This is a genomic window from Streptomyces sp. NPDC055189, assembly GCF_053606765.1.
Genome location: NZ_JBSGSG010000081.1, coordinates 1 through 26,292, shown reverse-complemented (window position 1 = coordinate 26,292; position 26,292 = coordinate 1). Strand labels below are relative to the sequence as shown.

General features: G+C 70.5%; 24 protein-coding genes and 1 tRNA gene. 12 read left to right on the top strand and 13 right to left on the bottom strand.

Annotation, left to right across the window (positions count from 1 at the left end):
* Window positions 1–72: 72 nt before the first annotated feature.
* Window positions 73–630 (bottom strand): GlcG/HbpS family heme-binding protein, encoded by a 558-nt coding sequence (locus ACWFR3_RS37150; protein ID WP_453739110.1) that lies wholly within the window; start codon window positions 628–630, stop codon window positions 73–75.
* 278 nt (window positions 631–908) lie between these two features.
* On the opposite strand from ACWFR3_RS37150, the gene ACWFR3_RS37145 reads away from it, so the two are divergent.
* Genes ACWFR3_RS37145 through ACWFR3_RS37135 form a run of 3 tightly spaced genes read left to right on the top strand, consistent with a single transcriptional unit; the run spans window position 909 to window position 3,416 of the window.
* Window positions 909–2,222, top strand: coding sequence for a sensor histidine kinase (locus tag ACWFR3_RS37145; RefSeq protein WP_453739109.1), 1,314 nt, complete (start codon window positions 909–911; stop codon window positions 2,220–2,222).
* The gene (locus ACWFR3_RS37140; protein ID WP_453739108.1) at window positions 2,219–2,872 is read left to right on the top strand and encodes a response regulator; all 654 of its coding nucleotides are present in this window, start codon (window positions 2,219–2,221) and stop codon (window positions 2,870–2,872) included. Before ACWFR3_RS37145 ends, ACWFR3_RS37140 begins: the two co-directional genes overlap by 4 nt.
* A gap of 46 nt (window positions 2,873–2,918) precedes the next feature.
* Window positions 2,919–3,416, top strand: a complete 498-nt coding sequence (locus tag ACWFR3_RS37135; RefSeq protein WP_453739107.1) for a hypothetical protein — start codon at window positions 2,919–2,921, stop codon at window positions 3,414–3,416.
* A 425-nt stretch (window positions 3,417–3,841) separates the two neighbouring features.
* Here ACWFR3_RS37135 and ACWFR3_RS37130 read toward each other — a convergent pair whose 3' ends face one another.
* The gene (locus ACWFR3_RS37130) at window positions 3,842–4,510 is read right to left on the bottom strand and encodes a pentapeptide repeat-containing protein (RefSeq protein WP_453739106.1); all 669 of its coding nucleotides are present in this window, start codon (window positions 4,508–4,510) and stop codon (window positions 3,842–3,844) included.
* Between the two features lie 135 nt (window positions 4,511–4,645).
* Between ACWFR3_RS37130 and ACWFR3_RS37125 the strand changes: the two genes are divergently transcribed.
* Both ACWFR3_RS37125 and ACWFR3_RS37120 read left to right on the top strand, forming a co-directional pair.
* Window positions 4,646–5,866 (top strand): NAD(P)-binding protein, encoded by a 1,221-nt coding sequence (locus ACWFR3_RS37125; RefSeq protein WP_453739105.1) that lies wholly within the window; start codon window positions 4,646–4,648, stop codon window positions 5,864–5,866.
* Between the two features lie 116 nt (window positions 5,867–5,982).
* Window positions 5,983–7,005: a zinc-binding dehydrogenase gene (locus ACWFR3_RS37120; protein WP_453739104.1), complete on the top strand. Its 1,023-nt coding sequence runs from the start codon at window positions 5,983–5,985 to the stop codon at window positions 7,003–7,005.
* 37 nt (window positions 7,006–7,042) lie between these two features.
* Here ACWFR3_RS37120 and ACWFR3_RS37115 read toward each other — a convergent pair whose 3' ends face one another.
* Entirely contained in the window at window positions 7,043–7,525 is a 483-nt protein-coding gene (locus ACWFR3_RS37115) for an N-acetyltransferase family protein (protein WP_453739103.1), read from the bottom strand.
* A gap of 21 nt (window positions 7,526–7,546) precedes the next feature.
* Window positions 7,547–8,473 carry an aminoglycoside phosphotransferase family protein gene (locus ACWFR3_RS37110; RefSeq protein WP_453739102.1) on the bottom strand — a complete coding sequence of 309 codons (927 nt, stop codon included), beginning with the start codon at window positions 8,471–8,473 and terminating at the stop codon, window positions 7,547–7,549.
* Between ACWFR3_RS37110 and ACWFR3_RS37105 the strand changes: the two genes are divergently transcribed.
* Entirely contained in the window at window positions 8,472–9,143 is a 672-nt protein-coding gene (locus ACWFR3_RS37105; protein WP_453739101.1) for a rhomboid-like protein, read from the top strand. The genes ACWFR3_RS37110 and ACWFR3_RS37105 overlap by 2 nt on opposite strands.
* On the opposite strand, the gene ACWFR3_RS37100 is transcribed toward ACWFR3_RS37105, so the two are convergent.
* Window positions 9,121–9,900: a DsbA family protein gene (locus ACWFR3_RS37100; RefSeq protein ID WP_453739100.1), complete on the bottom strand. Its 780-nt coding sequence runs from the start codon at window positions 9,898–9,900 to the stop codon at window positions 9,121–9,123. The genes ACWFR3_RS37105 and ACWFR3_RS37100 overlap by 23 nt on opposite strands.
* Before the next feature lie 131 nt (window positions 9,901–10,031).
* Between ACWFR3_RS37100 and ACWFR3_RS37095 the strand changes: the two genes are divergently transcribed.
* Together ACWFR3_RS37095 and ACWFR3_RS37090 are read left to right on the top strand one after the other, a co-directional pair.
* A complete protein-coding gene (locus ACWFR3_RS37095) occupies window positions 10,032–11,426 on the top strand; it encodes an NAD(P)/FAD-dependent oxidoreductase (RefSeq protein ID WP_453739099.1) in 1,395 nt (464 codons plus the stop codon).
* Window positions 11,427–11,550: 124 nt separating this feature from the next.
* On the top strand, window positions 11,551–14,778 hold the full coding sequence (locus ACWFR3_RS37090) for a Tat pathway signal protein (RefSeq protein WP_453739098.1): 3,228 nt from the start codon (window positions 11,551–11,553) through the stop codon (window positions 14,776–14,778).
* A gap of 78 nt (window positions 14,779–14,856) precedes the next feature.
* On the opposite strand, the gene ACWFR3_RS37085 is transcribed toward ACWFR3_RS37090, so the two are convergent.
* Window positions 14,857–14,930, bottom strand: a tRNA-Thr gene (locus ACWFR3_RS37085).
* A gap of 210 nt (window positions 14,931–15,140) precedes the next feature.
* Here ACWFR3_RS37085 and ACWFR3_RS37080 point away from each other — a divergent pair.
* From ACWFR3_RS37080 to ACWFR3_RS37070, 3 genes are all read left to right on the top strand, one after another.
* Window positions 15,141–16,277 (top strand): ABC transporter ATP-binding protein, encoded by a 1,137-nt coding sequence (locus ACWFR3_RS37080; RefSeq protein ID WP_453739097.1) that lies wholly within the window; start codon window positions 15,141–15,143, stop codon window positions 16,275–16,277.
* Window positions 16,278–16,502: 225 nt separating this feature from the next.
* Entirely contained in the window at window positions 16,503–16,961 is a 459-nt protein-coding gene (locus tag ACWFR3_RS37075) for a hypothetical protein (protein WP_453739096.1), read from the top strand.
* Window positions 16,962–16,987: 26 nt separating this feature from the next.
* A complete protein-coding gene (locus ACWFR3_RS37070; RefSeq protein ID WP_453739095.1) occupies window positions 16,988–17,722 on the top strand; it encodes a nucleotidyltransferase family protein in 735 nt (244 codons plus the stop codon).
* Window positions 17,723–17,826: 104 nt separating this feature from the next.
* On the opposite strand, the gene ACWFR3_RS37065 is transcribed toward ACWFR3_RS37070, so the two are convergent.
* From ACWFR3_RS37065 to ACWFR3_RS37035, 7 genes are all read right to left on the bottom strand, one after another.
* Window positions 17,827–19,476, bottom strand: a complete 1,650-nt coding sequence (locus ACWFR3_RS37065) for a DoxX family protein (protein ID WP_453739094.1) — start codon at window positions 19,474–19,476, stop codon at window positions 17,827–17,829.
* Between the two features lie 125 nt (window positions 19,477–19,601).
* Window positions 19,602–20,561, bottom strand: coding sequence for a 23S rRNA (guanosine(2251)-2'-O)-methyltransferase RlmB (rlmB, locus tag ACWFR3_RS37060; protein ID WP_453739093.1), 960 nt, complete (start codon window positions 20,559–20,561; stop codon window positions 19,602–19,604).
* Between the two features lie 125 nt (window positions 20,562–20,686).
* A complete protein-coding gene (cysS, locus tag ACWFR3_RS37055) occupies window positions 20,687–22,087 on the bottom strand; it encodes a cysteine--tRNA ligase (protein WP_453739092.1) in 1,401 nt (466 codons plus the stop codon).
* Between the two features lie 90 nt (window positions 22,088–22,177).
* Window positions 22,178–22,582 (bottom strand): PPOX class F420-dependent oxidoreductase, encoded by a 405-nt coding sequence (locus ACWFR3_RS37050; protein ID WP_453739091.1) that lies wholly within the window; start codon window positions 22,580–22,582, stop codon window positions 22,178–22,180.
* 154 nt (window positions 22,583–22,736) lie between these two features.
* Window positions 22,737–23,243, bottom strand: a complete 507-nt coding sequence (gene ispF / locus ACWFR3_RS37045; protein WP_453739090.1) for a 2-C-methyl-D-erythritol 2,4-cyclodiphosphate synthase — start codon at window positions 23,241–23,243, stop codon at window positions 22,737–22,739.
* Window positions 23,233–23,970: a 2-C-methyl-D-erythritol 4-phosphate cytidylyltransferase gene (gene ispD, locus ACWFR3_RS37040; protein ID WP_453739089.1), complete on the bottom strand. Its 738-nt coding sequence runs from the start codon at window positions 23,968–23,970 to the stop codon at window positions 23,233–23,235. Before ispD ends, ispF begins: the two co-directional genes overlap by 11 nt.
* 314 nt (window positions 23,971–24,284) lie before the next feature.
* Window positions 24,285–24,767, bottom strand: a complete 483-nt coding sequence (locus ACWFR3_RS37035) for a CarD family transcriptional regulator (RefSeq protein ID WP_003953493.1) — start codon at window positions 24,765–24,767, stop codon at window positions 24,285–24,287.
* 671 nt (window positions 24,768–25,438) lie between these two features.
* On the opposite strand from ACWFR3_RS37035, the gene ACWFR3_RS37030 reads away from it, so the two are divergent.
* On the top strand, window positions 25,439–26,218 hold the full coding sequence (locus tag ACWFR3_RS37030; protein WP_453739088.1) for a DUF461 domain-containing protein: 780 nt from the start codon (window positions 25,439–25,441) through the stop codon (window positions 26,216–26,218).
* Window positions 26,219–26,292 lie beyond the last annotated feature (74 nt).

The following is a 26,292-nucleotide window of genomic DNA, read 5'->3' as shown; positions in this document are numbered from 1 at the left end:
ATTTCCGGTGGCTTCGGCAGCGCAACGCGTCAGCAGTGCCGGCGGCGTCAGCGTTGCCAGTGGCCTCGGGCCTTATCGGCCGAGCGCCGCGACGCCGGCCTTCGCGAACTTCTCGTCCAGGTCGCCGCTCGGGGCGCCCGCGACACCGATGCCCGCGATGGGCGCGCCCTTGGCTGTCACCGGCGCACCGCCCGCGAGGAACAGGGTGCCGGGGATGTCCTTCAGGTTCGGGGCCTGCTCCAGGCGCTTGGTCAGCTCGGAGGTGGGCGCGTTCCAGGAGACGGCGGTGTACGCCTTCTTCACGGCCGACTCGGGGGACTGCGGGCCCGCTCCGTCGCCGCGCAGCTCGACGATGGTGTTGCCGTTGCGGTCCACGACGGCGACGGAGACGCGCTGGTTCTCCTTCTTCGCGGCGTCGAGGGTGGCCTGGGCGGCCTTGGTCGCGGCGGCGACGTTCAGGTGCGTCGACTGCGTGAGGTTCTTGTTGCCCGCGTCGGCGGTGACGGCGGCCTTGGTGGCGGCGTCGGGGGTGCCGGCGGTGGCGGAGACGGCCCCGAAGGTACCGGCGCCGAGGACTGCGGCGGTGGCGGCGATGGTCAGGACACGGGCGCGGCGGGAGATCTTCTGCATCGGGGGCTCCTCGGGGTGAAGGCGGGGATCGCGGGATCCGTCGGGATCGGGAAATCCGTCGGGGTCAGGAATCCGTCGGGATCAGGGAATCCGTCGGGGTCAGGAATCCGTCGGGATCAGGGAATCCGTCGGGATCGGGGAGGTTGTTTCCTCTGCCATCAATCCTCCGGCCGTATCCGGAGCCGACCCCTCGGCGTACCGGCTGCTGCCTGCCTGCGGCTCGGTGGACACGAGGGTCAGCCGATCGGTTGACCCCCCGGTGGTCCCGCCGGGTCACAATGAGGTTGTTTGCGCAGTTCAGGAGCGGGCGGGGCGGAAGGAGCAGAGCCGTGGCACAAGACGAGGGCGCCCCCGTGCGCAGAGCCTCCGCGGACCCCGACTCGCGCTGGCTCGCAGCCGTCATGCACGCGGCGTTCTATCTGCTCCTGGCCACCTCGCTGGCCCGCTTCCTGCTGCGCCACCCCGGCGGCGCGCGCGTCCCGTGGATCATCGCGCTCTCCGTGGTCCTCGCCGTCCTCTACGCCGTCCCGCCCCTCGCCGCCGCCCTGCGGGGACAGCACCCCGCGCCCTACTCGTCCGGCCCGGCGTCCGGCGCCCGTCCCACCCCCCGCCGCCTGGCCTGGCTCGCCCTGGTCGTCGGGGTCTGGCTGGTCCTCGTGATCCTCGCGCCGAGCTTCGGGTGGTGCGCGGTGCCGCTCTTCTTCACCGGGCTCCGGACACTGCCGCCGCGCGCCGCCCTGGTCCTGGTCGCGGTCCTGACCGGCTGCGTCATCGCGTCGCAACTGCGGCTCGCGGGCCGCTACGACCCGGACCTGATCCTCGGTCCGCCCGCCGTGTCGGCGATCGCGACGGCGGTCTTCGCCTACATGCAGCGCCAGGCGGCCCGCCAGCGCGAACTGATCGACGACCTCATCCGCACCCGCCGCGAACTTGCCGCCACCGAGCGCCGCGAAGGCACCCTCGCCGAGCGCCAGCGCCTGTCCATGGAGATCCACGACACCCTCGCGCAGGGCCTGTCCAGCCAGCAGATGCTGCTCCAGGCCGCCGACCGCGTCTGGGACACGGACCCGGCCAGGGCCCGCACCCACGTCCGTACGGCCGAGTCGATCACCGAGCACGGCCTGGCCGAGGCACGCCGCTTCGTGCACGACCTCGCACCGGCGGACCTCGCCGACGGCGGCGGCCTCGACGAAGCACTGCGGGCCCTGGCCGCACGGGTCACGCAGGACGCGGGCCTCACGGTCCGCTTCCACTCCGAGGGCACTCCGGCCGCGCTTCCCGACCGTACGCAGTCCGCCCTCGTACGCATCGCGCAGGGCGCCCTGGCCAACGTGACGGAGCACTCCGGCGCGAGCGCGGCGGCGCTGACGCTCACGCACCTGGACGACCAGGTGGTACTCGACGTCGCGGACAACGGCCGCGGCTTCACGCCCTCCGAAGCGCCGCCCGCCCCCGACCGGCGGGGCCACGGGCTGCCCGCGATCCGCGCGAGGGCACGGCAGCTCGGCGGCACGCTGACGATCGAGTCGGCGCCGGGCGAGGGCACGGTGCTCTCCGTCTCGATCCCGCTCTCTCCCCAGGAGACCCCATGACGCCCCCCGCACCCCCGGTCCGCCTCCTGGTCTGCGACGACCACATCGTCGTACGCGCAGGACTGCTCGCCCTGCTCGGCAGCGCGCCGGACATCGAGGTGGTCGGCGAGGCGGGCACGGGCGAGGAGGCGATCGCGCTGGCCGCGAAGCTGGCGCCGGACGTGGTCCTGATGGACCTGCAACTGGGCGAGGGAATGGACGGCGTAGAGGCCACACGCCACATCACAACCCCGGCCACCCCCACATCCACCCCCACACCCCACGTGCTGGTCCTCACCACTTACGACACGGACGCGGACATCACCCGGGCCATCGAGGCGGGCGCGACGGGCTACCTCCTGAAGGCCGAACGCCCCGAGGAGCTCTTCGCCGCGATCCACGCCGCTGCGCAGGGCCGCACCACGCTCTCCCCGCCGGTCGCGTCCCGCGTGATGGCCCGCATGCGCAAGCCCCTGCCCACCCTCACCGACCGCGAGCTGGACATCCTCGCCCAGCTCTCCCAGGGCCTGGGCAACCGGGACATCGCCCGCGCCCTCTTCATCAGCGAGGCCACGGTCAAGACCCACCTGGGCCGCATCTACGACAAACTCGGCGTGGACACGAGGGCGGGCGCGGTGGCGGTGGCAAAGGAACAACGCCTGCTGCCGTAGCGAGCACCGGCGGAGGGGTGGCCCTCCCCGTGACACCATCTCTTACGTGCTCGACATCGGTTACGCCCTCTCCCGCCGCTTTCCCGACCCCCCGCAGTTCGACTACCGCAACGCGGACGTCCACGCGCTGCGGCACGACCTGTTCTGCGGGGACGTGTATCTCGCGGACACCAAGGCGGACCGGGAGCTGTCCACAGCCTGGGGATGGGTCCCGGTCCTGGACTTCGCCTGGGCGCTGTGCGACATCGTCGAGCAGGTGGACCAGGATCCGCGGGGCAGTCGCGCGTCGCGCCCCCAGTACGCGGAGCTCGACTTCACGGAGTCGAGCGACTGCATGCTGTTCACGCGTCGCTTCGGGTGGGTGGACATCGAGGCGGACTGGATGCGGGCGGAGGAGCCTCCGCTGACCTTCTCCCACTCGGAACTCCGCCGCGAGGCGAGGGACTTCCTCCAGGACCTCCTGGCGGACCTGATCGACCTCCACGAGTCCCTGGCGGACAATCCCACGATCTGGACGCTCCAGTCCCGCTTTCCCCGGGCGTAGGCGCCCAGCCCCACCCCCCGCATCAATTCCTCACCGAACAAGCTCTCCCACCCACCCCTGCACGAACAAGCTCTCCCACGCGCCCGCAGTCGGCATCGAGACGCGAGGGGGTGTGTCGGTATTTCCGCCCGGAGCACGGTTCGCAGCACTCCCGAGCCGAAGTAACCAAGCGCCCACCAGCGGATGGCGAGGACGGACATACCGGCGCGCACCCGCCCCCACAAACGCACCAGCCCCGCACCCAGACTCCCCCGCAGTCGGCATCGAGACGCAAGGGGGTGTGCCGGTATTTCCGCCCGGAGCACGGCTCGCGACACTCCCCCGCCGAAGCAACCAAGCGCCCACCGGCGGATGGCGAGGACGGACATACCGGCGCGCACCCGCCCCCACAGCCGGAGCAGCCCCGCCCCCGCCAAAGCCGGCCGCTAGTCCACCCGTACACCCACCTGCGCAGCAAACGCCGGCGCCAGATCCATCAGCTGCGTCGTACTGATCACCGCCCCCGCCAAGCAGTCGATCCCCCGCAGAATGTCCACCTCCGCCGCGTCCCGCAGGTCGACGTCCTTCATGCGGACCCCGCTGAAGTCCGCCCCCTTCAGCACGCAGCCCACGAACTCCACCCGCTCCAGCGACGCCTGCCCGAAGTCCGGCTCCACCAGCACGCAGCCCTCGAAGACGACGTCCTTCAACCGCGCCTTCCGCAGGTTCAGATAGTCGAGCTTGCCGCCCCGCACGACGACCCGCTCCAGCACGCTCCCGTGCAACTGAACGCCCCCCAGCCGCGCGTCCACCACCTCAACGTCCCGCAGCGAGGCCTCCGCCAGCTCCGTACCGACCCCCCGCGGCTCCGTCAGAACGGAGTCCACGAAGCGCGCCCGGCTGAGCCGCGTCTCCGTAAGACCGCACCCCGTCACCGCACAGTCCAGGAACAGCGCTCCCCCGCCGTCCTGCCCCGCGAGATCGAGGTCCCGGAACTCGACCCCGTCGTAATCCCCGTCGGGCTCAAGACCACCCCCCTCGAACCCCCGCAGCGCGGGCAACCGCACCTCGGGCCGCCGAGCCTTCTTCACCGCTGCCGCATCCCTCTGTCCCATCCGCCCATCGTGCACCCACCCACTGACAACGCCGCCGCACCCCGATGTCACATCCGCGGCACCCCCATCCGTCGTACGGAGTGAGCCCCACGACAAGGACAAGGCGCCACCCGACCACGACAGGAGCCGACCCTCATGCCCACCAACCACAGCAACCACAAAAGCCACACCCACACCCCCACCCCCCTAACCATCATCGGCGGCGGTCTGGCCGGCCTGACCGCCGCCATCACCGCCGCCGAATCCGGCGCCCGCGTAACCATCCACGAGTCCCACCACACCCTCGGCGGCCGAGCCCGCACCGCCGAAGGCGCCTACCGCACGAACGAAGGCCCGCACGCCCTCTACAACGGCGGCCCCCACTGGACCTGGCTCAAGCAGCGCGACCTCATCGGCCCCCTCGCCCCCCTCCCGCCCATCGAAGGCACCCGCCTGCGCCTCCACCACCGGGGCAGGCTCCGCCGTACCCCACCCGTGGCGATGGTCAAGCTCCTGCGCCGCAAGCCCGAACAGGCGCCCGTGGACGCGGACTTCATGACCTGGGCCACCGGCGAAGTCGGGGAGGAAGGCGCACGCGCCGCCGCGCACTACATCGCCGTGGCGACGTTCCACCACGACCCGGGCTCCCTCTCCGCCAGGTTCGTGCAAGAACGCCTGCGCCGCGCCACGAAACTCCCCCCGGAAGCGCACTACCCGAGCGGCGGCTGGGGCGCGGTCATCGACCGCATGGCGGCACTCGCCTGGAACCTGGGCGTACGCGTGGAAACGCTGTCCCGCATCGACACCCTCGACACCCTTGCCGCCCTCACCGCCAAGGGCCCGGTAATCGTGGCCACCTCACTCCCCGCGGCCCGCCGCCTCCTCCAGGACGACACCCTCCGCTGGGACAGCGCCCGCACCACCCTCGTCGACGTGGCCCTCAACTCCCGCAGGGGCGACCCCTTCGCGATCTCCGACCTGGACAGGACCGGCTGGATCGAACGCTTCACCACCCAGGACCGCACCCTCGCCCCCGCAGGACAGGACCTGATCCAGGGCCAGATCCCGCTCTCCCCCGACGAGTCCAAGGCGGACGGCACAGCCCGCGCCGACCACCTGCTCGACCTCGGCTTCCCCGGCTGGCGCGACCGCCTGGTCTGGCGCCGGGACTCCGTGTCCAACGGCCGCACCGGCGCCGTGGACCTGCCCGGCACCACCTGGCGCGACCGCCCGGCGATCGACCGCGGCAACGGCGTCTACCTCGCCGGTGACCAGGTCGCGGCGCCCGGCCTGCTCTCCGAGGTCTCCTTCAACAGCGCCCTGGAAGCGGTGACGCTCGCACAGACCTCCAGGAGGCTTGACCTCAAGTCCGCTTGAGGTACGAGGGTGGTGTCCGAGCCGGCAAGAGCCCCGGCCCCGGCCCCGAGCCGGCGAAAGCCCCAACCCCGCCCCGGCAAGAGCCCCAGCCCCGACCCGACGCCCAGGGAGCACCCATGCACGCCATCCGTCTCCACGCCTTCGGCCCCGCCGAGCACCTCACGTACGAGGAGACACCGGACCCGGCACCGGCCCCCGGCCAGGTCCGCATCGCGGTGACCGCGGCCGGCGTGCATCTCCTGGACACCGCGGTCCGCGCCGGAATCAAGGGTCCGCTCCCCGAACTCCCCGAGCTGCCCACGATCCCCGGCCGCGAGGTGGCAGGCACGGTCGAGTCGCTCGGCGAGGGAGTCGACGACAGCTGGCTCGGCAAGCGCGTGGTCGCCCACATCGGCTTCGCCCCCGGCGGCTACGCCGAGCTGGTCGTCACCGAAGCGGCCCGCCTGCACGAGATCCCCGAAGCCCTGGACGACGCACAGGCCGTGGCCCTGATCGGCACGGGCCGTACGACGATGGGAATCCTGCAGTTCACCAAGCTGACCCCGGACTCCGTGGCCGTCATCCCGGCCGCGGCGGGCGGCATCGGCACGCTCCTGGTCCAGTACGCCAAGCACGCGGGCGCCACGGTGATCGGCCTGGCGGGCGGCCCGGAGAAGACGGACCGGGTCAGCGCGAACGGCGCGGACCTCGCCGTCGACTACCGCAACCACAAGAACCCGGACTGGCCGGCCGACGTACGCGCGTACCTCACGAAGATCGGCGCCCCCGGCGCCACCGTCGTCTTCGACGGAGTGGGCGGAGCGCCGGGCCTTGCCGCCGTGGACCTCCTCGCCCCCGGCGGCCAGCACCTCGTCTTCGGCTGGTCCGGCAAGGGCCCGCACGACGGCGAGCCCCTGACGTTCACCGACGAGCAGCTGGCGGCCCGCGGCATCACCCAGACCGGCGTACTCGGCCCGGTGATGATGCAGAAGGCAGGCGGCGACAACCCGATCCGCACCCTGGAGCTCGCCGCACTCGCCGAGGCGGCGAAGGGCCACTTCACCCCGGCGGTCCAGCGCTACCCCCTGTCGAAGGCGGCGACGGCCCACGCCGACCTGGAGAACCGCCGCACCACGGGCAAGGTGGTCCTGATCCCCTGAGCCAGCGACCCCCGCCCTGCTCAGCGACCCCCTGCCCCTACTCGGCAGCAGCCCCCAGCCCCGCCAACGCCCCGTCCGTCAGCCGGTACACGGTCCACTCGTCCTGCGGCAGCGCACCGAGCGACTTGTAGAAGTTGATCGAGGGCTCGTTCCAGTCGAGCACGGACCATTCGAGCCGCTCGTACCCCCGCTCCACACAGATCCGCGCCAGCTCCCGCAGCAGCGCCTTGCCATGACCGCCACCGCGCGCCTCGGGCCGTACGTACAGGTCCTCCAGGTAGATCCCGTGCACCCCGCGCCACGTGGAGAAGTTCAGGAACCACAGCGCGAACCCGACGACCTCACCCGAGTCGTCGTCCTGCGCGATATGCCCGAACGCGGCGGGCCGCTCCCCGAAAAGCGCTTCACGCAGCTGCTCCTCGGTGGCCCTGGCCTCGTCGAGAGCCTTCTCGTACTCGGCGAGGTCACGGACCATGGCGTGGATGAGGGGAACGTCTTCAGGCGTGGCGCTACGAATCATGGCGGCAGATTACGACGCGCCTCACCGCACCCCCAACAACAGCCGCGCAACCTCCAGATCATCCTCGTCCACCGGCCGCCCGTCCTCGATCTCCCACAGCGCGTTCTGCAGCACCCGCCCCAGCGTCCAGGCCTTCGCCCGCTCCCGGTCGAGCCCGAGCACCTCGCTCATCGCGTCGAACCGCCACAGCACGTCGTCCGCGTTGAAACGGTTGTTGATCGCGGGCCAGAGGTCGAACCCGGGGTCCCCGGCCAGCGGCTTCGGGTCGATGGCGAGCCACGGCTCGCGCTCGGCGGCAAGCACGTTCTCGAAGTGCAGGTCCCAGTGCAGGAGCCGGTCGCCGGGCTCCCCCATGACCTCGCGCACCGCGCCCCCGCACCGCTCCACGAGCGCCCGCTGCACCGGATCGGGGATCGCCTTCAGCGCGTCCGGCAGGTCATCGACCATCTCCGCCGCGATGTCCCCGAGCCGCCGCATCCCCTCAGGCGCGGGCACCGCGGTGAGCCGCGCGAGCAGCTCGGCGATGACGAGCACGGCTTTCCGCGTGTCCGTCATCGTCGACAACATCCGCCCGGAGTCCAGGCGTTCGAGCAGCATCGTGCCGGTGCCGTCGTCGTAGTCCAGCAACCGCACCGCCCCGTCGCCGTCCCACAGCCGAAGCCCGACGGGCTCCCCCTCGGTCTCCTCGTCCAGGAGCTGGAACTTGACCGCGGCGGGGGTGCCGTCCCGCCGCACCACGGGCAGCACGAGCGCGGCCATGCCGTGCATGGGCGGCCCGTCGACCGTCAGATCCCACCGCTCGACGAACTCGGCGATCCGCGCGGGCAGCGCCGCGATGAAGGCGCGGCCCGGCTCCCCCGCGTACTCGTACTGCGACTCGATCAGGCCGTCCGGAATGCGAATGTCGATCACGCCCGCGACGCTACCGGCGTGGGTGAATCGCCGCATGGGGATTATCCGGGCCACGAGAGCGGCGAGGCGGGCCGTCATCGCCTATATCCGCAGCGCTCCCGGCACGTACATCTGGCTCGCGATCCTCTTCGTGACGACGGTCGCGATGCACCACATGTCACCGGAGTTCGGACACGACTTCCTGCGCCAGCGCTCGACGAACATCCACGAGCTGTCGCAGAACCCCGTCCGCGTCCTGGTCTCCAGCGCCTTCTGGATCGACGGCGGCACCTGGCTGTCGTACGCCGTGCTCTACACCGTCTTCCACGCCACCGCCGAACGGTGGCTCGGCACCGCGCGCTGGCTGGCGGTGGCCGCGGGCTCGCACGTCGCGGCCACCCTCATCAGCGAAGGCGTACTCGCGCTCGCGATCCACCACGGCGCCGCGCCCACGTCCTCGGTCAAGACCCTGGACGTGGGCGTGAGTTACGCGCTCGCGGGGGTCGTCGCGGTCCTCGTCTACTGGGTGCCGAGCCCCTGGAGATACGCGTACCTCCTGATCGTCCTCGCCGTGTACGGCACCCCGCTGATCACCGGCAGGACCTTCACCGACCTGGGCCACTTCACGTCGGTCCTGATCGGCCTGGCCTGCTACCCGCTGACCCGGAGCGCCGTACGACGCCCGGCACCAAAGAAATGGCCGGTCAGGAGATCCCGGCGTCCTTGAGCTCCCCGGCGAACAACTCCTGGTCGAACAGCGTCCGGCTGTCCGCCTTCTTGCCGTCGATCACGACGGTCGGCGTGCCCTGCATGCCGTCGTCGGTGAAGGCCTGCATGGCCTCACCGACCCACTTCTTGTACGTGCCCTTCTGCACGGCCTTGTCGAACTCGGCGCCCCGCAGCCCGTCCACCTTGTCGGCGATCTTCAGGAGGAAGGCGGGCGTGTAGGCGTCGTCCGTCTCGACCTCGGCCTGGTTGGCGAAGACCGCGGCGTGGAACTGCGGGAACTTGCCCGCCTCCACCGAGGCCCGCAGCGCGTTCGCCGCGTTCACCGAGCCGCTGCCGCCGAGGTTCTTGTCGAGGAACGAGGCCAGCGTGTACTCGACCTTCACCTTGCCCTCGGCCACCGGCTTCACCAGCGCCTGCGCACCGGTGTCCTCGAACTTCTTGCAGATCGGGCAGCGCGCGTCCTCGTACAGCTTGACCGTGTGCCCGGCCTTCGGGTCGCCGACCGTGATCACGCCGCCCTTCACGGTGGCGGGCGTCTTCGCGAGCGCGTCGGTACCGGCCGGCGGCGCCTTCGCCTCGGGCCCGCTGTCGGCCGCGGACCCGGACCCGGACGTACCCGCCGAGGCCGAGGCCTTGTCGTCGCTGCCACCGCTCCCGCCCGTGAGGTCCTCGGGCCCGCAGGCGGCTGCGCCCCCGGCGAGAAGTGCGGTGGCGGCCACCGCGGTGACGATGCGCCCGGCCTTGCGTACGGCCATCAGAACAGTCCTCCAGGATCAACGCACATGACACTTCGCCACGCGCCGGATCAACGTATCGGACCCCCCGCCCCGAAACCGGACGCCACGACCCTCCCCAAAGCCCCCACCAGCGCAGTAACGTCCGGCGCATGAGCAGCACGATCAACGGCGGCATCTCGTACTGGTACGCGGACCACGGCACCCCGGCCCCCCGTGAACCCCTGCCGGGCGACGAGAGTGCCGACGTCTGCATAGTCGGCGGCGGCTACACGGGCCTGTGGACCGCGTACTACCTGAAGAAAGCCGCCCCCTTCCTCCGCATCACCGTCCTGGAACAGAAGTTCTGCGGCTACGGCGCCTCCGGCCGCAACGGCGGCTGGCTCTACAACGGCATCGCGGGCCGCGACCGCTACGCCCGCCTGCACGGCAAGGAGGCGGCGACCCGCCTCCAGGAGGCGATGAACGACACGGTCACCGAGGTGATCGAGACCGCGAAGACGGAAGGGATCGACGCCGACATCCACCACGGCGGCGTACTGGAAGTCGCCTACACGCCAGCCCAGTTGGCACGCCTGAAGGAATTCCACGCCACGGAACTCGCGTACGGCGAGAAGGACCGCACCCTGCACGGCGCCCGCGAGACGGCGGACCGCGTACGGGTGTCCGGCGCCGTCGGCTCGACCTGGACCCCGCACGGCGCCCGCCTGCACCCGGTGAAACTGGTGCAGGGCCTGGCGACGGCGGTCGAGTCCCTGGGCGTCACGATCCACGAGTCAACGCCCGTCACGGAGATCAAGCCAAAGCACGCCATCACCCCGTACGGCACGGTGCGCGCCCCGTACATCCTGCGCTGCACGGAGGGCTTCACGGCGTCCCTCAAGGGCCAGCGCCGCACGTGGCTCCCCATGAACTCCTCAATGATCGCCACAGAGCCCCTCACTGCCGCCCAATGGGAGTCGATCGGCTGGGAGGGCCGGGAAACACTCGGCGACATGGCGCACGCGTACATGTACGCCCAACGCACGGCGGACGACCGCATCGCACTCGGCGGCCGGGGCGTCCCGTACCGCTACGCCTCGAAAACGGACAACGACGGCCGCACCCAACCAGCGACAATCGAAGCGTTGCGCGCGATCCTGACCCGCTTCTTCCCCCAACTGGCCGGAGTCGAGATCGCCCACGCCTGGTCCGGCGTCCTCGGCGTCCCCCGCGACTGGTGCGCCACGGTCACCCTGGACCGCGCCACGGGCCTCGGCTGGGCGGGCGGCTACGTCGGCTCGGGCGTCGCCACCGCCAACCTCGCCGCCCGCACCCTGCGCGACCTGGTCCAACAGGACTCGGGCCAGGCAGGCCCCACCGACCTCACGACACTCCCGTGGGTCAACCACAAGGTCCGCAAGTGGGAACCGGAACCGTTCCGCTGGCTCGGCGTCCACGGCATGTACGCGACGTACAACACGGCCGACCACCGAGAACTGACCACCAACACGGCAACGTCATCCCGCATGGCCCAGTGGGCGGACAAAATCGCGGGCCGCCACTGAGCACCACTGACCCCGGCGCTTAGCACCGACCGGCATCACCTGAAATCAGTAGCCCCTCCAGCACCCGCTGTCACACCCTTGTGCCACGATCACCCGATCATCCACACAGCCTGGGGGGGGCTCAATGCCTGAACCACGTCCTTCTGCGAGACCCGCGGCGCCCGCCGCGCTCTTCCTCGCCCTGGCCGCACTGCTTGCCCTGCTCGTGCCTTCCGCACTGCCCGCGACGGCCGCCCACGCCGCCGAAGCGGAGTGCGCACCGCTCGCCCTCGCCCCGTTCGGCGACCCGGGCGCCGCGCTCGGCAAGGCCACCGTCGCCCCCGACGCGACGACTTGTTACACCTTCACCACCGCCGAGGCCGGCCTCCACCTGGTCTCATTCGTCGACTCCAGCAACGAGGCGAACACCGAGGTCTACAGCGGCGACAGCCGGGTCGACTGCTACGACACCGAGTACCGCACCGACGGCTGGTGCGACCTCGCGGCGAAGAGCACGTACACGCTGAAGGTCACCAACGACGGCTGGGAGGACGCCGACACCGCGGTCACCGTCGTACCGCTCGGCAGCGACCGCGGCTGCGCCCCGGAGACCGGTACCAACTGGGACCAGCCGACACCCACGCGTACGTCGGTCAGCCCCGCCGAAATCGACTGCCAGCCCTTCGACGCCGAGCCCGGCGACCGCATCCGGCTGGCCCGCGGCACCAAGGTCTACGGCGAGTCCATCGCCTGGATCACCGACGCCACCGGCGCCCGGATCTGCCCCCGCTTCCCCGAGGACGACGAGGACAGCTGCGTCCTGCCCGGCAAGGGCCCCTACCGCGCCCTGTCCCGCGTCACCTACGCGGAGAAGGGCTTCCCCGCCGAGTACGCGGTCACGGCCCGCCGCCTGAACGACCCGCAGGGCTGCCCGTCCTCCCCGATCCGGCCCTACGGCCCGCTGACCGCACAGGACTTGACCAAGACGCCCTGCTTCACGGTCACCACCGAGAAGGCGGGCAAGTATCGCTTCGACTCCGTCGACAAGGACGGCGAGACCGGCTCGGTCCGCGTGCACGACAGCTCCGGCAAGACCCTCTGCCGCAACACCGAGTCCCCCTGCCGGCTGCCCGCCGCGGGTACCTACGCCGCCTACCTCGACGGCTCGTCCCCCTTCCACGACACCGCGCACGGCCTGATCGTCCTCGACCGGGCCTCCGGCAGTGGCTGCGTGAAGAGTGAACTGGGCACACGGAAGGGCAAGTTCAGCACGGCAGGACAGTACGACTGCCTGAACCTCCCCACACCCAAGGACTCCCGGATCGCGGCGCTCACCCCACTCGGCAGCTCCGGGGTCGACGCCGACGTGGAGGTCCTCGACAACGAGGGCACCGAGCAGTGCGACGCGGACAAGCTCGACGCGGGCGACTGCGCCCTCACCGGCACCGCGCCCTACCGCGCCCTCGTACACGCCGACGGCAGCCCCCGCACCGGCCCGTACACGGTCGCCGTGTACCGCACGGACGCGGCGAACGACTGCCCTGTCCTGCCCGCGGGCAGCTTCGCCGCCGACGGGGCCAAGGCCGCCTTCTCCACCGGGGACGGCGTCTTCTCGCGCTGCCTGACCATCCCGGCGGACGCCCACACCTCTGCCGAGGCGCTGCAGCTCGTCGCCACCTCCGGTGACGTACCCGCCGAGTTCTCCGTGCTCGACTCCACCGGCAAGCGCGTCTGCGACCGCTATGCCACCACCAACGGCTGGACGCTCTGCGCCCTGACGCCGGGCAAGGCCCACACGGTCCTGGTCACCGGCCGCGACCAGACCGCCGACTACACCCTGACGCGGCGCGACGTGACGTCGACGGCTTCCTCGGCGGGCTGCACGAAGACGGCGGCCGCGAAGGTCGGCGGCCCGTCCGTGAAGGGCACGTACGGCGCTCCGGGCTCCCTGCGCTGCCACCAGGTCACCACGCCCGCCGCCACCGATGTCGTGCACCTCAACGTGCGGGACGCCCTGGCCACCGCCGACATGTACGTCCTCGACGGCAGCGGCAAGAGCGAGTGCGACCAGCGCGCCCGCGCCTGCGCCGCCACTGGAACCACCACCCACCAGGTCCTCGTCCAGACCCCGGTGAACCGCGCGGCAGCGCCCGAGTACCGCGTCGACGCCCTGCGCATCGCCACCGCGGACGGCCCTGTCTCCGAGTGCACCAAGGTCCCGTCGGTCGCGTTCGGCTACGGCCCGGTCACCGGCACCCTCGACGAATCGCACACGGCTACGTGCGCCGTCCTGCCCACGGCCGCCAACGACCACTTCGAAGCCGAGATCTCCGACACCACGGGAGCCACCGAAGAAGCGGTCCCCGCCCTCTACAACAGCTCCTGGAAGAACGGCTGCTCCGGGGCTGTTCCGGGTGACTACACCTGCGGAGTGAACGACTCGCCCACGGACCCGAAGAAGCCCTCCGTACTCGTCATCGGCCTCCCGGAGAAGGCCTCGGCCACGTCTTACCGCGCCACCCTGAAGTGCTGGTCCAGCCGCTGCGGCGGCGAGAGGACCACCATCACCGGCATCACCCCGGCGAAGGCTCCCGGCGGCACCAAGCCCACGCTCACCGTGACGGGCACCGCCATCAACCCCGACGCGACGGTCCGGCTGACGCAGTCGGGCAAGACCCTCACCGCGAAGACGAAGTCGATCTCCGCGGACAACCGCACACTGAAGGCGACGCTCGACCTGACGGACGTCCCCGCGGGCGACTGGTACATCAGCGTCATCGCGGGCGGCTCGGAGTACCCGCAGGGCACCTTCACCGTGACCGCCCCGCCCCCGGGCAACACCACGGCTCCCAAGGTGACGGGGACACCTGCTGTCGGCTCCAAGGTCACGGCCGACCCCGGAAGCTGGACGGGCACCCCGTCCTCGTACACCTACCAATGGAAGGCGAACGGCGAGGCGATCGCCGACGCCACGGCCTCGACGTACAAGATCCCGCCAGCGCACCTGAACAAGAAGCTGTCCGTCACGGTCACCGCCCACAAGACGGGCCACGAGGACGCCACCGCGACATCCCCGGCCGTCACGGTCACCAAGGGCGCCGCACCCAAGGCATCGGCGAAGCCGAAGATCACCGGCACCGCCAAGGTAGCCAAAACCCTCAAGGCCACGAAGGGCACCTGGTCACCCGCCCCGGCCTCGTACTCCTACCAGTGGTACGCAAACGGCACAAAGATCACCGCCGCAACCAAGTCGTCCCTGACCCTGAAGTCCGCCCAACGCGGCAAGAAGATCACGGTCAAGGTGACAGCACACCGCACGGGCCACAGCAACGGATCGTCGACGAGCAAGGCGACAGGAACGATCACCTCCTAACCACCGGAAGCACCACACCCACGGCAACGACGAAGGCCCGGAACACCGATTCGGTGTTCCGGGCCTTCGCCCGCTCTGAGCCCCCTGTCGGATTCGAACCGACGACCTACGCATTACAAGTGCGTTGCTCTGGCCATCTGAGCTAAGGAGGCATGACGCGTGCACTGACGTGCCCGAGCAGTGTAACCAACGCCGCCCATGGCCTCGTCGAAAATTTCCTCGAAGGTCGCGGCTCCCCGGCTACTGACAGACGTGCGGACCTCGGGGTACGGTCACGAGCAGTTCACTCAGGTGGACTACACCACTCCTCTCTTTACAACGGATCGTCCGGCACGTTCCTGCCGGTGAAGGGGGCCCTCACCATGGCCACTGTTTCGTTCGACAAGGCGACCCGCATTTACCCGGGTGGCGACAAGCCCGCCGTCGATCAGCTTGAGCTCGACGTCGCGGACGGCGAATTCCTCGTTCTCGTCGGTCCCTCCGGCTGCGGAAAGTCCACCTCCCTGCGCATGCTCGCGGGCCTGGAGGACGTGAACGCCGGCGCCATCCACATCGGTGACCGCGACGTCACGCACCTGCCGCCCAAGGACCGGGACATCGCCATGGTGTTCCAGAACTACGCGCTGTACCCGCACATGACCGTCGCCGACAACATGGGCTTCGCCCTGAAGATCGCCGGCGTCAACAAGGCCGAGATCCGCCAGAAGGTCGAGGACGCGGCGAAGATCCTCGACCTCACGGAGTACCTCGGCCGCAAGCCGAAGGCCCTCTCCGGCGGTCAGCGCCAGCGTGTCGCCATGGGTCGCGCCATCGTGCGTGAGCCCCAGGTCTTCCTCATGGACGAGCCGCTGTCGAACCTCGACGCCAAGCTGCGTGTCTCCACCCGTACGCAGATCGCGAGCCTCCAGCGCCGTCTCGGCATCACCACCGTCTACGTCACCCACGACCAGGTCGAGGCCATGACGATGGGCGACCGCGTGGCCGTCCTGAAGGACGGGCTCCTCCAGCAGGTGGACAGCCCCCGCAACATGTACGACCGCCCGGCCAACCTCTTCGTCGCCGGCTTCATCGGCTCCCCCGCCATGAACCTCGTCGAGGTCCCGATCACCGACGGCGGCGTGAAGTTCGGCAACTCCGTCGTGCCGGTCAACCGCGAGGCGCTCTCCGCCGCCGCCGACAAGGGCGACCGCACGGTCACCGTCGGTGTCCGTCCGGAGCACTTCGACATCGTCGAGCAGGACGGCGCCACGGCGAAGTCCCTCACCAAGGAGACCGAGGACGCCCCGGCGGGCCTCGCCGTCTCGGTGAACGTCGTCGAGGAGCTCGGCGCCGACGGCTACGTCTACGGCTCCGCCGAGGTCGGCGGCGAGCACAAGGACCTCGTGGTCCGCGTGAACGGCCGCCGCGTCCCGGAGAAGGGCACGCAGCTGCACGTCGTGCCGCGTCCGGGCGAGATCCACGTGTTCTCGACGTCGACGGGCGAGCGCCTCACCGACTGACGCGACTGACGCGACTGACGAAGCGATCAGCAGCCCAGCTCACAGAGGGCCCCGCACCCACCGGTGCGGGGCCTTCCGCGTGCGCCACGTTGTCGACAAATACCCCGGCAGACCGGCCATTTCGGGTGACGCCCGTCAACACCGCTCCGAAAAATCCTCATTCTCCGTCGCTCGACCGAGTGACGTAATGTCGCCAAATCATCACCGACCGCTACGCTCACTCGCGTGACGCACTCCGCCAACTACACCCAGAAGCCGCGCCGAGCCCACCGAGGCCCCGCCCGACGCATCGGCCGCACGCTTGCCCTCGTCCTGCCCGTGATGCTGGTGCTTTCCGGGACCCTAGCGGTCACCAGCGTCAACTGGTCCGGGAACTCCTCGGATTCGATGCTCACCGCATCCGCCGACGATCTCTCCGCACCGGCCAAGTCCCGTGCCCCGCACGACGTCCTGCGCGACCGGCTCCTCCTGGAACTCCAGGAGAGGAACCCGGGCGTCTCGCTCACCCACCTCCAGCAGGAGGTGAACCGCCACCCGTCGCTCGCCCGGCACTGCGTCTCCATCGCCCGTGCCCTCGGCCGCGCGGCCGTCCAGAAGTACGGTCCGAGCCGTGCCCAGTCGTACTCGCGCCCGGTCTGCGACACGTCCTTCGCGACGGGCGTCGCCGCCCACCAGAACGGCTGACGGGGGCGGCACGTAGGGTTTCCGGCATGACCGGTGACCCCGACTCTCACAAGCCCACACAGGCCGTTGTCCTGGCCGGAGGCCAGGGCTCGCGCCTCCGTCCGTACACCGATGACCGGCCCAAGCCGATGGTCGAGATCCCTGGCACGGGGACCCCGATCATCGGCCATCAGCTTTCCTGGCTGGCGGCCGAGGGCGTGACGGACGCGGTCGTCTCCTGCGGCCATCTCGCCGAGGTGCTCCAGGAATGGCTGGAGTCGGCCGATCTCCCCCTGAACGTCACCACGGTGGTCGAGAACGAACCCCTGGGCCGCGGCGGCGGCCTGAAGTACGCCGCACGCCACCTCCCGCACGCGGACAGGCCCTGGTACGCGACGAACGGCGACATCTGGACCCGCTTCTCGCTGCGCGACATGGCGGAGTTCCACGCCGAGCGCGACGCCACCGCGACCCTCGCCCTGGCCCGCCCCCGCATCCCGTGGGGCGCCGTCGAGACGGACGCGTTCGGTCACATCACGGACTTCATCGAGTCTCCGCCGTCCCCGTACCTGATCAACGCGGGCGTGTACGTCTTCTCGTCGGCCTTCACCGCCCTCCTCCCGGACCGCGGCGACCACGAGCGCACCACGTTCCCGCGCCTGGCCCGCGAGAAGAGCCTGGCGGGCTTCCCGCTGCCGCAGGGCGCGTACTGGCGGGCGATCGACACCGCCAAGGACCTCACGGAGGCGGCGAAGGAGCTCGCGGCCCAGACGTCCGGCTGAGGCCCAGACGTCCGGCTGAGCAGCACGTAAATCGCGTACGTACGCGAAGGGGCCCCGCACAGTGTCTGTGCGGGGCCCCTTCGCGTACGGGCAAGGACGCCTGCTCAGCCCCCGCCGAGCAGCCCACCCACGAGCCGCTCGTTGCCGCGGCCCTGGCCGCCGCCGTTCGCGCCGCTCTCGGCGGGCGCCCCGCCCCCGCTGCCGCCGCTGGACGTGGGTCCGGCGGTGGCCGAGGCCGGCGGCTGCTGGGGCGACGACTGCTGCGGCGGGGCCTGCCCGGCGGCGCCCTGCGTCTGGCTCGGCTGCCCCTGACCGGTGCCCGCGTTGGTGGTCTCGGGCGCCGCACCCGGCGTGGCCGCACCTGACGCGCCCTGCGTGGGGCTCGCGGAACTGCCCTGCGTCGGCGCCCGGGACCCGGAGGCCTCGGGGCTCTGCGACTGGCCCTGGCGCTGCCGCTGCTTTCCGGGCTCCTGCGGGAGCGGTGAGCCCGGCAGTTCGTTGCGCGGGGCCTCGCCGGGTCCCGGCACGGTCACGCGGTCGGCGTCCCGCACGGCGCCGCCCAGCATCGAACCGATCAGCAGCGTGCAGCCGATCACGAACGCCCCGACGAGCCCGCCGCGCCGCAGCACACGGCGCCGCAGCTGCCAGATGTCCACGCGCGGCCCGAGCCTGCGCCAGGCCTCACCGGCGAGGCGTCCGTCGACGGAGTAGACGGGCGCGCCCGCGATGATCAGCGGCGACCATGCGGCCAGATAGATGATGTCCGGCGCGTCGTAGGCGGGGACGGTCTTCCAGCTGACGGTGACGAGGAGCGCGGCGGAGAGGAGCACGCCGACGCCGGCCGCGACCCGCTGCCAGAGCCCGAGCACCGTGAGCACGCCGACGATGATCTGCAGGAAGGCGATGCAGAGGCCCGCACCGACCGGGTGCGAGAGGGCGAAATCGCGCAGCGGTTCGGCGAGCGTCCACGGGTGCAGCGAGTTGAGCCACTTGACCATGGAGCCGCGGTCGCCGCCGTCGAAGTACACGGGGTCGCAGAGCTTGCCCATGCCGGCGTAGATGGAGATGAACCCGAGGAAGACGCGCAGCGGGAGCAGCACGACGCCGAGGTTCATGCGGCGGCCGGGGTAGTAGGCGTGCCGCACGGGGTCGGCCCCGTGCCGCTTGACCGCCTGGCGGCCGTCCGCGTCGACGTCCGCGTCATCGTCGTCGAACTCGTCGTCCTCGTAAGGAAGTCGTTCGTCGAGGTCGCTCTCGGACGCCGGCATGCGCGGGATGAGCCGGGTCCCGGATTCGGGGTGCCGGGGGCCGATGACGGCAGGCGTGGCCTGCGTACTTTCGAGATCGTCGTCGTCGATGCGGGGGATGACCTGGGTGGCGCCTCCGTCGTCGTACGAGGTGCCGCCGACTTCGGCCGAATGGCGCACGCCCGTGCCACGCACGGCCTGCAGCAGGCCGGTGGCTCCGGGGTCGCCCGGCTCGGACTTGCCGCTCCAGACGACGGGCGAGCGGCGTCGGGCGGCGGAGCCGGCCGCGGGGATGCGCGCGGTGTCGTCGGCATTGCTCAAGTGCCGTGCGATACGCGGGGATTGGGTCCGCTGCGTGGTGGGGAGCTGCACGCGGAAGCTCGCGTGATTCACGATGACCTGCGCCGGGTCGCTCGGCACCTTCACCATGGTCAGCGCGGGAGCTTCGTCGAACCCTGACGAGCTTCCCCCCGTGGGATTGCGGGGTGTTCTGGTGTCCACACTCATCTAACCGAGTGATGTGTGTTTAGGACACTGCCTTGACCGCGTGGAAATGTCCGGACCGCGTCAAGATCTTCGTCGGCTGCCCGTCGGCCCCGGGTATCGGGGCCGACGGGCGTCCGGCGTGAGGTCTAGCTCCGGCGGCGGGACGCCTCGTAGAGCACGACACCCGCCGCGACACCGGCGTTCAGGGACTCCGTGCCGCCCGGCATGGGGATCCGCACGCGGTAGTCGCAGGTCTCGCCGACCAGCCGCGAGAGGCCCTTGCCCTCGCTGCCGATGACGATGACGACGGGACCGGAGAGCGCTTCGAGGTCGCCGACCTCGTGCTCGCCGTCCGCCGCGAGACCGACGATCGCGAGGCCTTCCTTCTTGTAGGCCTCAAGGACGCGGGTGAGGTTCGTGGCCCGCGCCACGGGCGTACGCGCGGCGGCACCGGCGGACGTCTTCCAGGCACCCGCGGTCATCCCGGCGGCACGCCGCTCGGGGACGACGACGCCGTGACCGCCGAAGGCGGAGACCGAACGCACCACGGCGCCGAGGTTGCGCGGGTCCGTCACGCCGTCGAGCGCGACGATCAGCGGCTCCTGCCCCACGTTGTACGCGGCGGCGGCGAGCTCCTCGGGGTGGGCGTACTCGTAGGGCGGCACCTGGAGCACGAGGCCCTGGTGGTTGAGCCCGTTGGTCATGCGGTCGAGCTCGGGGCGGGGTGCCTCCATGAGGTGGATGCCGCCGCGCTCACCGGCGAGCTGGAGCGCCTCGCGCACGCGCTCGTCGTTGTCGATGAACTGCTGGACGTAGAGCGTCGATGCGGGCACGCCCTCGCGCAGCGCCTCGACGACGGAGTTTCGCCCGACGACCATCTCGGAGGTGCCCTTGCCGCGGCCCTTCACGGCGCTGGGGCGGCGGTTGCCGCCGGGGCCGCCGGAGGCCTTCTTGGCGGCGGCGTTGGCGATGCGGTTCTTCTTGTGTCCCTTGCGCGCCTCGGCGGGCGGCGTCGGGCCCTTGCCCTCAAGGCCGCGGCGCCGGTTCCCGCCGCTGCCGACCTGCGCGCCCTTCTTGCCGGACATGCGGCGGTTGTTAGCGGCCATGACCTACCTGTCTCTGTGATGCGTGCGCCTGCCTTCGTACGGCGTGAGGGCGCACTGCGTGAACTGCGTACGTATATGAAGTGTGCCGCCCGGGTCGCCGGGCGGCACATTGCGAGGTCAGACGCTCAGCGCGGGCCGAGAGTCCACCGCGGTCCGTTCGGGCCGTCCTCGATGACGAGACCGGACTGGTTGAGCTGGTCGCGGATGGCGTCGGCGGTGGCCCAGTCCTTGCGGCCGCGCGCCGCCTCCCGCTGCTGGAGCACGAGGCGTACGAGGGTGTCGACGACCCCGTGGAGGTCCTCGCCGCGATCGCCCTCGCCGGCCCAGTGCGGGTCGAGCGGGTCGAGGCCGAGCACGCCCAGCATGGCCCGCACCTCTGCGAGCCGCTCGACCGCGGCTTCCTTGTCGTCGGCGGCGAGGGCGGAATTGCCCTGCCGGACCGTCGTGTGGACGATGGCGAGGGCCTGCGGGACGCCCAGGTCGTCGTCCATCGCGTCGGCGAAGGCGGGCGGCACGTCGGCGGCGGGCTCCACGACGCCCCCGGCCTTCTCCACCACGCGCTGCACGAAGCCCTCGATCCGCGCGAACGCGGACTCGGCCTCGCGCAGGGCCTCCTCGCTGTACTCGATCATCGAGCGGTAGTGCGGGGTGCCCAGGTAGTAGCGCAGGACGATCGGGCGCCACTTCTTGACCATCTCGGAGACGAGGACCGAGTTGCCGAGCGACTTGGACATCTTCTCGCCGCTCATGGTGACCCAGCCGTTGTGCACCCAGTACCGCGCGAACGCGTCGCCGAAGGCCTTGGCCTGGGCGATCTCGTTCTCGTGGTGCGGGAAGATCAGGTCGATGCCGCCGCCGTGAATGTCGAACTCACGGCCCAGGTACTTGTGGGCCATCGCCGAGCACTCCAGGTGCCAGCCGGGACGGCCGCGGCCCCAGGGGGTCTCCCAGCTGGGCTCCCCCTCCTTGGCGTTCTTCCACATGGCGAAGTCACGCGGGTCGCGCTTGCCGGTCTCGCCCTCGCCCTCGGGCTGCAGGAGGTTGTCCAGCTCCTGGTTGGACAGCTCCAGATAGCCGGGGAAGGACTTCACGTCGAAGTAGACGTTGCCGTCCGCCTCGTACGCGTGGCCGCGCTCGATCAGGCCGCGCATCATCTCGATCATCTCGGTGATGTGGCCGGTGGCACGCGGTTCGTACGTGGGCGGCAGGCAGCCGAGGACGTCGTAGCCGTCGTTGAAGGCCCGCTCGTTCTCGTACCCGATCGACCACCACGGGCGGCCCTGCTCGGCCGACTTCCGGATGATCTTGTCGTCGATGTCGGTGACGTTGCGGATGAAGGTGACGTCGTAGCCGCGGTAGGCGAACCAGCGGCGCATGATGTCGAAGTTCAGGCCCGAGCGGATGTGCCCGATGTGCGGGGCGGCCTGCACCGTCGCGCCACACAGGTAGATCGAGACACAACCGTCGATGAGCGGGCTGAAGTCTCGGATCTGCCGGGCGCTGGTGTCGTACAGGCGAATCGTCACCACACCAGGGTAGTGGTCGCAGGACAGTGCCCTGCGACCTCTGGGGTCAACAGGGCACGGAACTGTGACATGCGGCGGTACGGAAGGGCCTCAGAGGCGGCCGACGACCTTGCGCGCGGTGACGCGGACGACGACGCGGGCGTCGTCGTCCTTGGAGGCCGGGTTGAAGTCCGCGTACTTCTTTCCGGTGTACTTCAGGGCCAGCTCGTCGATGAGCTCCTGCCCGCCTTCGGTGGTCATCGTCGCCTCGCCGCGGATCTCGGCGTACGTGTAGGGGGCGTCGAAGGGCTGGAGGAGCACCGTCACGCGCGGGTCGCGGCGCAGGTTCTTCTCCTTGCGGCGGCCGACCGTGGTGGAGAAGAGGATGTCGTCGCCGTCGCGCTTCACCCAGACCGGTGAGACCTGGGGGCTGCCGTCGGGCTGGATGGTGGCCACGGCGATGAAGACGGGGGTGTCGAGCAGGGCCTTGAGGTCGTCGGACAGTTGGGCGGCCATGGAGATGCCTCTCTCTAGTACGTCCTTGTACGTCGACCTCGTACGTCGACGGGTGACGTCGGACTGCTGTCGGGGTGCGTCATGCGTTACCGATACTGCTCCAACACACCCCGCCGCAGCGGCATTTCATCCGTTTCCGGTACGCCGGTGCCGATCAGGCAGTCCGCACGACCAGCGCGGTGGCGATCGCGGCGAGGCCCTCGGCGCGCCCTGTGAGGCCGAGGCCGTCCGTCGTCGTGCCGGACACGGCGACGGGGGCGCCCGCGGCGGCGGAGAGCGTCTTCTGCGCCTCGTCGCGCCGCTTGCCGATCTTGGGCCGTACGCCGATGACCTGGACGGCGATGTTGCCGATCTCGAAGCCTTCGGCGCGCACGATCCTGGCCGCCTCGGCGAGCAGCGTCACTCCGGAGGCACCGGACCACTCGGGCCTGCTGGTGCCGAAGTGCGCGCCGAGGTCGCCGACGCCGGCGGCGGAGAAGAGGGCGTCGCAGGCGGCGTGCGCGGCGACGTCGCCGTCCGAGTGGCCGGCCAGGCCCGCGCTCTCGCCCTCCCAGAGGAGCCCGGCGCACCACAGCTCGCGCCCTTCCTCGAAGGCGTGCACGTCGGTGCCGATGCCGACCTGCGGGAGGAGCGGCTGCTGCGGCTGGTTCTCAGAAGCCATCGTTGGCCCTCCTGCGGGCGAGTACGGCCTCGGCGAGCACGAGGTCGAGGGGTCGCGTCACCTTGAAGGCCTCTTCGTGGCCGGGCACGACGACGACCTGGACGCCGAGCTGCTCGACCATGCTGGCGTCGTCGGTGACGTTGTCGGTGACGGTCGCGTGGGCGCGGACGAGGGTGTCGCGGTCGAAGCCCTGCGGGGTCTGGACGGCGCGCAGGCGGGCCCGCTCGGGGGTGGCCACCACGGGCTCGGGCTGCGCGGGCTTCTGGGGGTCCCCCGGCTCGACCTGCTTGACGGTGTCGGTGAGGGGCAGCGCGGGGACGACGGCGGGGGCGCCTTCGCGGACGGCCTCGATGACTCCGTCGACGGTGTCGACGGGCACGAGCGGGCGGGCCGCGTCGTGCACCAGGACGACGCCGATGCCTTCCGGCAGGGCGTCGAGGCCGAGCTTCACGGATTCCTGGCGGGTCTCGCCGCCGGGGACCACCAGGAAGTCGGTGCGCTCGGGCAGCGAGTGATCGGCCAGGAGCGACTTGACCTCGGCGGCGCCTTCCGGCGGAGCCACGACGACGACGAGCGAGACGGCGCGGGAGGCGGCCATGGCCCGTACGGCGTGGATGAGCATGGGCGTGCCGTTCAGCGCGCGGAGCGCCTTGGGGGCGCCCGGGCCGAGCCGTACGCCGCGTCCGGCGGCGGGGATGACGACCGCGGTGCGGGATTCCTCAGACATCGCTTCCGTTCAGGTTTGTGTGCTCGGGGGAGGTGGGTATGGCCACAGCGAGCCGCCGGGCGCGAGCCTCGACCGGACCCTTCCGTGACATCCGGTCGAACCGACTGACCGCGCCCGGCACGCATGCTGAGCAGCATCGAGCAGGACTCGAGTACGACGCGAGAGCAGAACGCAAGAATTCAAAAATGCATCCGGGCACGGACAATGCGTCTGGGTACGAACATGCCGCAGCGCCCGGCGACACCATTGAGGGTCAGCGGGCACCGCGGCATTCATGGCGCCAGACGTATGCGTACGCGTATGTCAGGACGCGATCAGGACGCGAGGACCTCGTCAAGCAGAGCCTCGGCCTTGTCCTCGTTCGTGTTCTCCGCGAGGGCGAGCTCGCTCACCAGAATCTGGCGAGCCTTGGCGAGCATGCGCTTCTCACCCGCGGACAGTCCGCGCTCACGCTCACGACGCCACAGGTCACGCACGACTTCCGCGACCTTGATGACATCGCCCGAAGCGAGCTTCTCGAGATTTGCCTTGTAGCGACGGGACCAGTTCGTGGGCTCTTCGGCGTACGGCGCGCGCAGTACTTCGAAGACCCGGTCGAGCCCGTCCTGACCAACCACATCACGCACGCCGACGAACTCCGCATTGTCCGCAGGCACACGTACCGTCAAGTCGCCCTGAGCGACCTTCAGCACCAAGTAGGTCTTGTCCACGCCTTTGATCTGGCGAGTCTCAATGGCCTCGATCAGCGCGGCCCCGTGATGGGGATAGACCACGGTGTCGCCAACCTTGAACGTCATGTGACAGGTACCCCTTCCGTGGCTATCCATCCTAACACGAGAATCGCCTCTTCTGAATGGCGTTTTCGCAGGTCAGGGCATATCTCGGGGCTTGACAACTACAACAAGAACGTGCTGCGGAAGGCTTCCGGAGCGGGGTATTCGCAGGTGGGAGCGGCTCTTCGGGGGAGCAGAAACACGCCCGTCACACGCCCTCCGAGAGCGCTCCCTGAGGCTGAACGTCCCGGTTTGCCTGGTTCCAGACGGTGAACTTCCGCTACTCCGTTCGGCGACTGAGGAGACGTACGACTCCGCGTTCGACATGAATCCGGAATTGATCAAGCGCCCCCGGTGATCAATTCTCCGGACTTCCCCGGACCGCCATGCATTCCTTACCGGAAATCCGCAAGGCGGGCCGTGATGACGCTTGACGGCGCTTATGTGAATGGTGAACGAGAGGCCAAAGGCGCGGACGTGACGGCAGTGACAGGTGGGACAGGGATCAGGCCGGGACACAGGTGGGACTCAGGTGGGACTCAGGTGGTCCGGGAGCGGCTCGCGGGTCGTAGGGGCGGGTCGGGTGCGGTGGCGCGGGGGCGGCTCGGTAACCTAAGGCCGCTGACACACACTTAGGACGGCTTTACGGCCGTCCGACCTCCCGTACCGCCCTCGTTCAAGGAGTTGCCGCCGCCGTGAGCCGCAGCCTTCGACGTGGCGCAATCGCCGCCACCGCCATCGCGTTCTCGCTCGCGTCGCTCGCCGCGTGCGGCGCCGGTACCAACGCCCAGACGCACGAGATCAAGCCGGACAACGCCGCGACGTCCGTCGGCGACATCAAGATCCAGAACGCCATGGTGATCACCCAGCCCGACCTGAAGTCGACGGGTCCCGCGGTGATCGCCGCCACGGTGTTCAACACCGGCCGGACCGACCAGACCCTGGACGAGATCTCGGTCACCGGCACCGGCAAGAAGGCCAAGATCACGCCGGGCAAGGACGACAAGACCTCCAAGAAGGGTGGTCCGCTGACCATCCCCGCCGGTGGTTCCGTCGTCATCGGCGGCAAGGACAACGCCTCCGCCGTCCTGCCCAGCAGCCGTGAGGCCGTCAAGGACGGCAACGCGCAGGCGGTCAAGTTCGTCTTCAGCAAGACCGGCGACGTGAAGATGAAGACCTTCGTCGTGCCGGCCGAGAGCTACTTCAAGAAGTGGGGCCCGAGCGAGGTCCCCGCGGCCCCGGACGGGAAGCCGACCGGCGTGGCCAGCGGTGAGCCCAACGACGGCGCCTCCGACGCCGCGACCGAGGGCACGACCGCGGGCGCGAACGAGGGCGCGAACGAGGGCGCGAACGAGGGTGGCGCCGCCAACTCCTCGAACAAGCCGTCGGGCAACGCCTCCGACGCGGGCACGGACGCGTCCGGCGCCGGCTCGCAGGACGCGGGCACGACCGCGGGCGCGGGCACCGAGCACTGACGCGGCGCACGTACTGAACGCACACAGAGGAGGGGCGGGAACCCGGTACCGGGTTCCCGCCCCTCCTCTGTGTG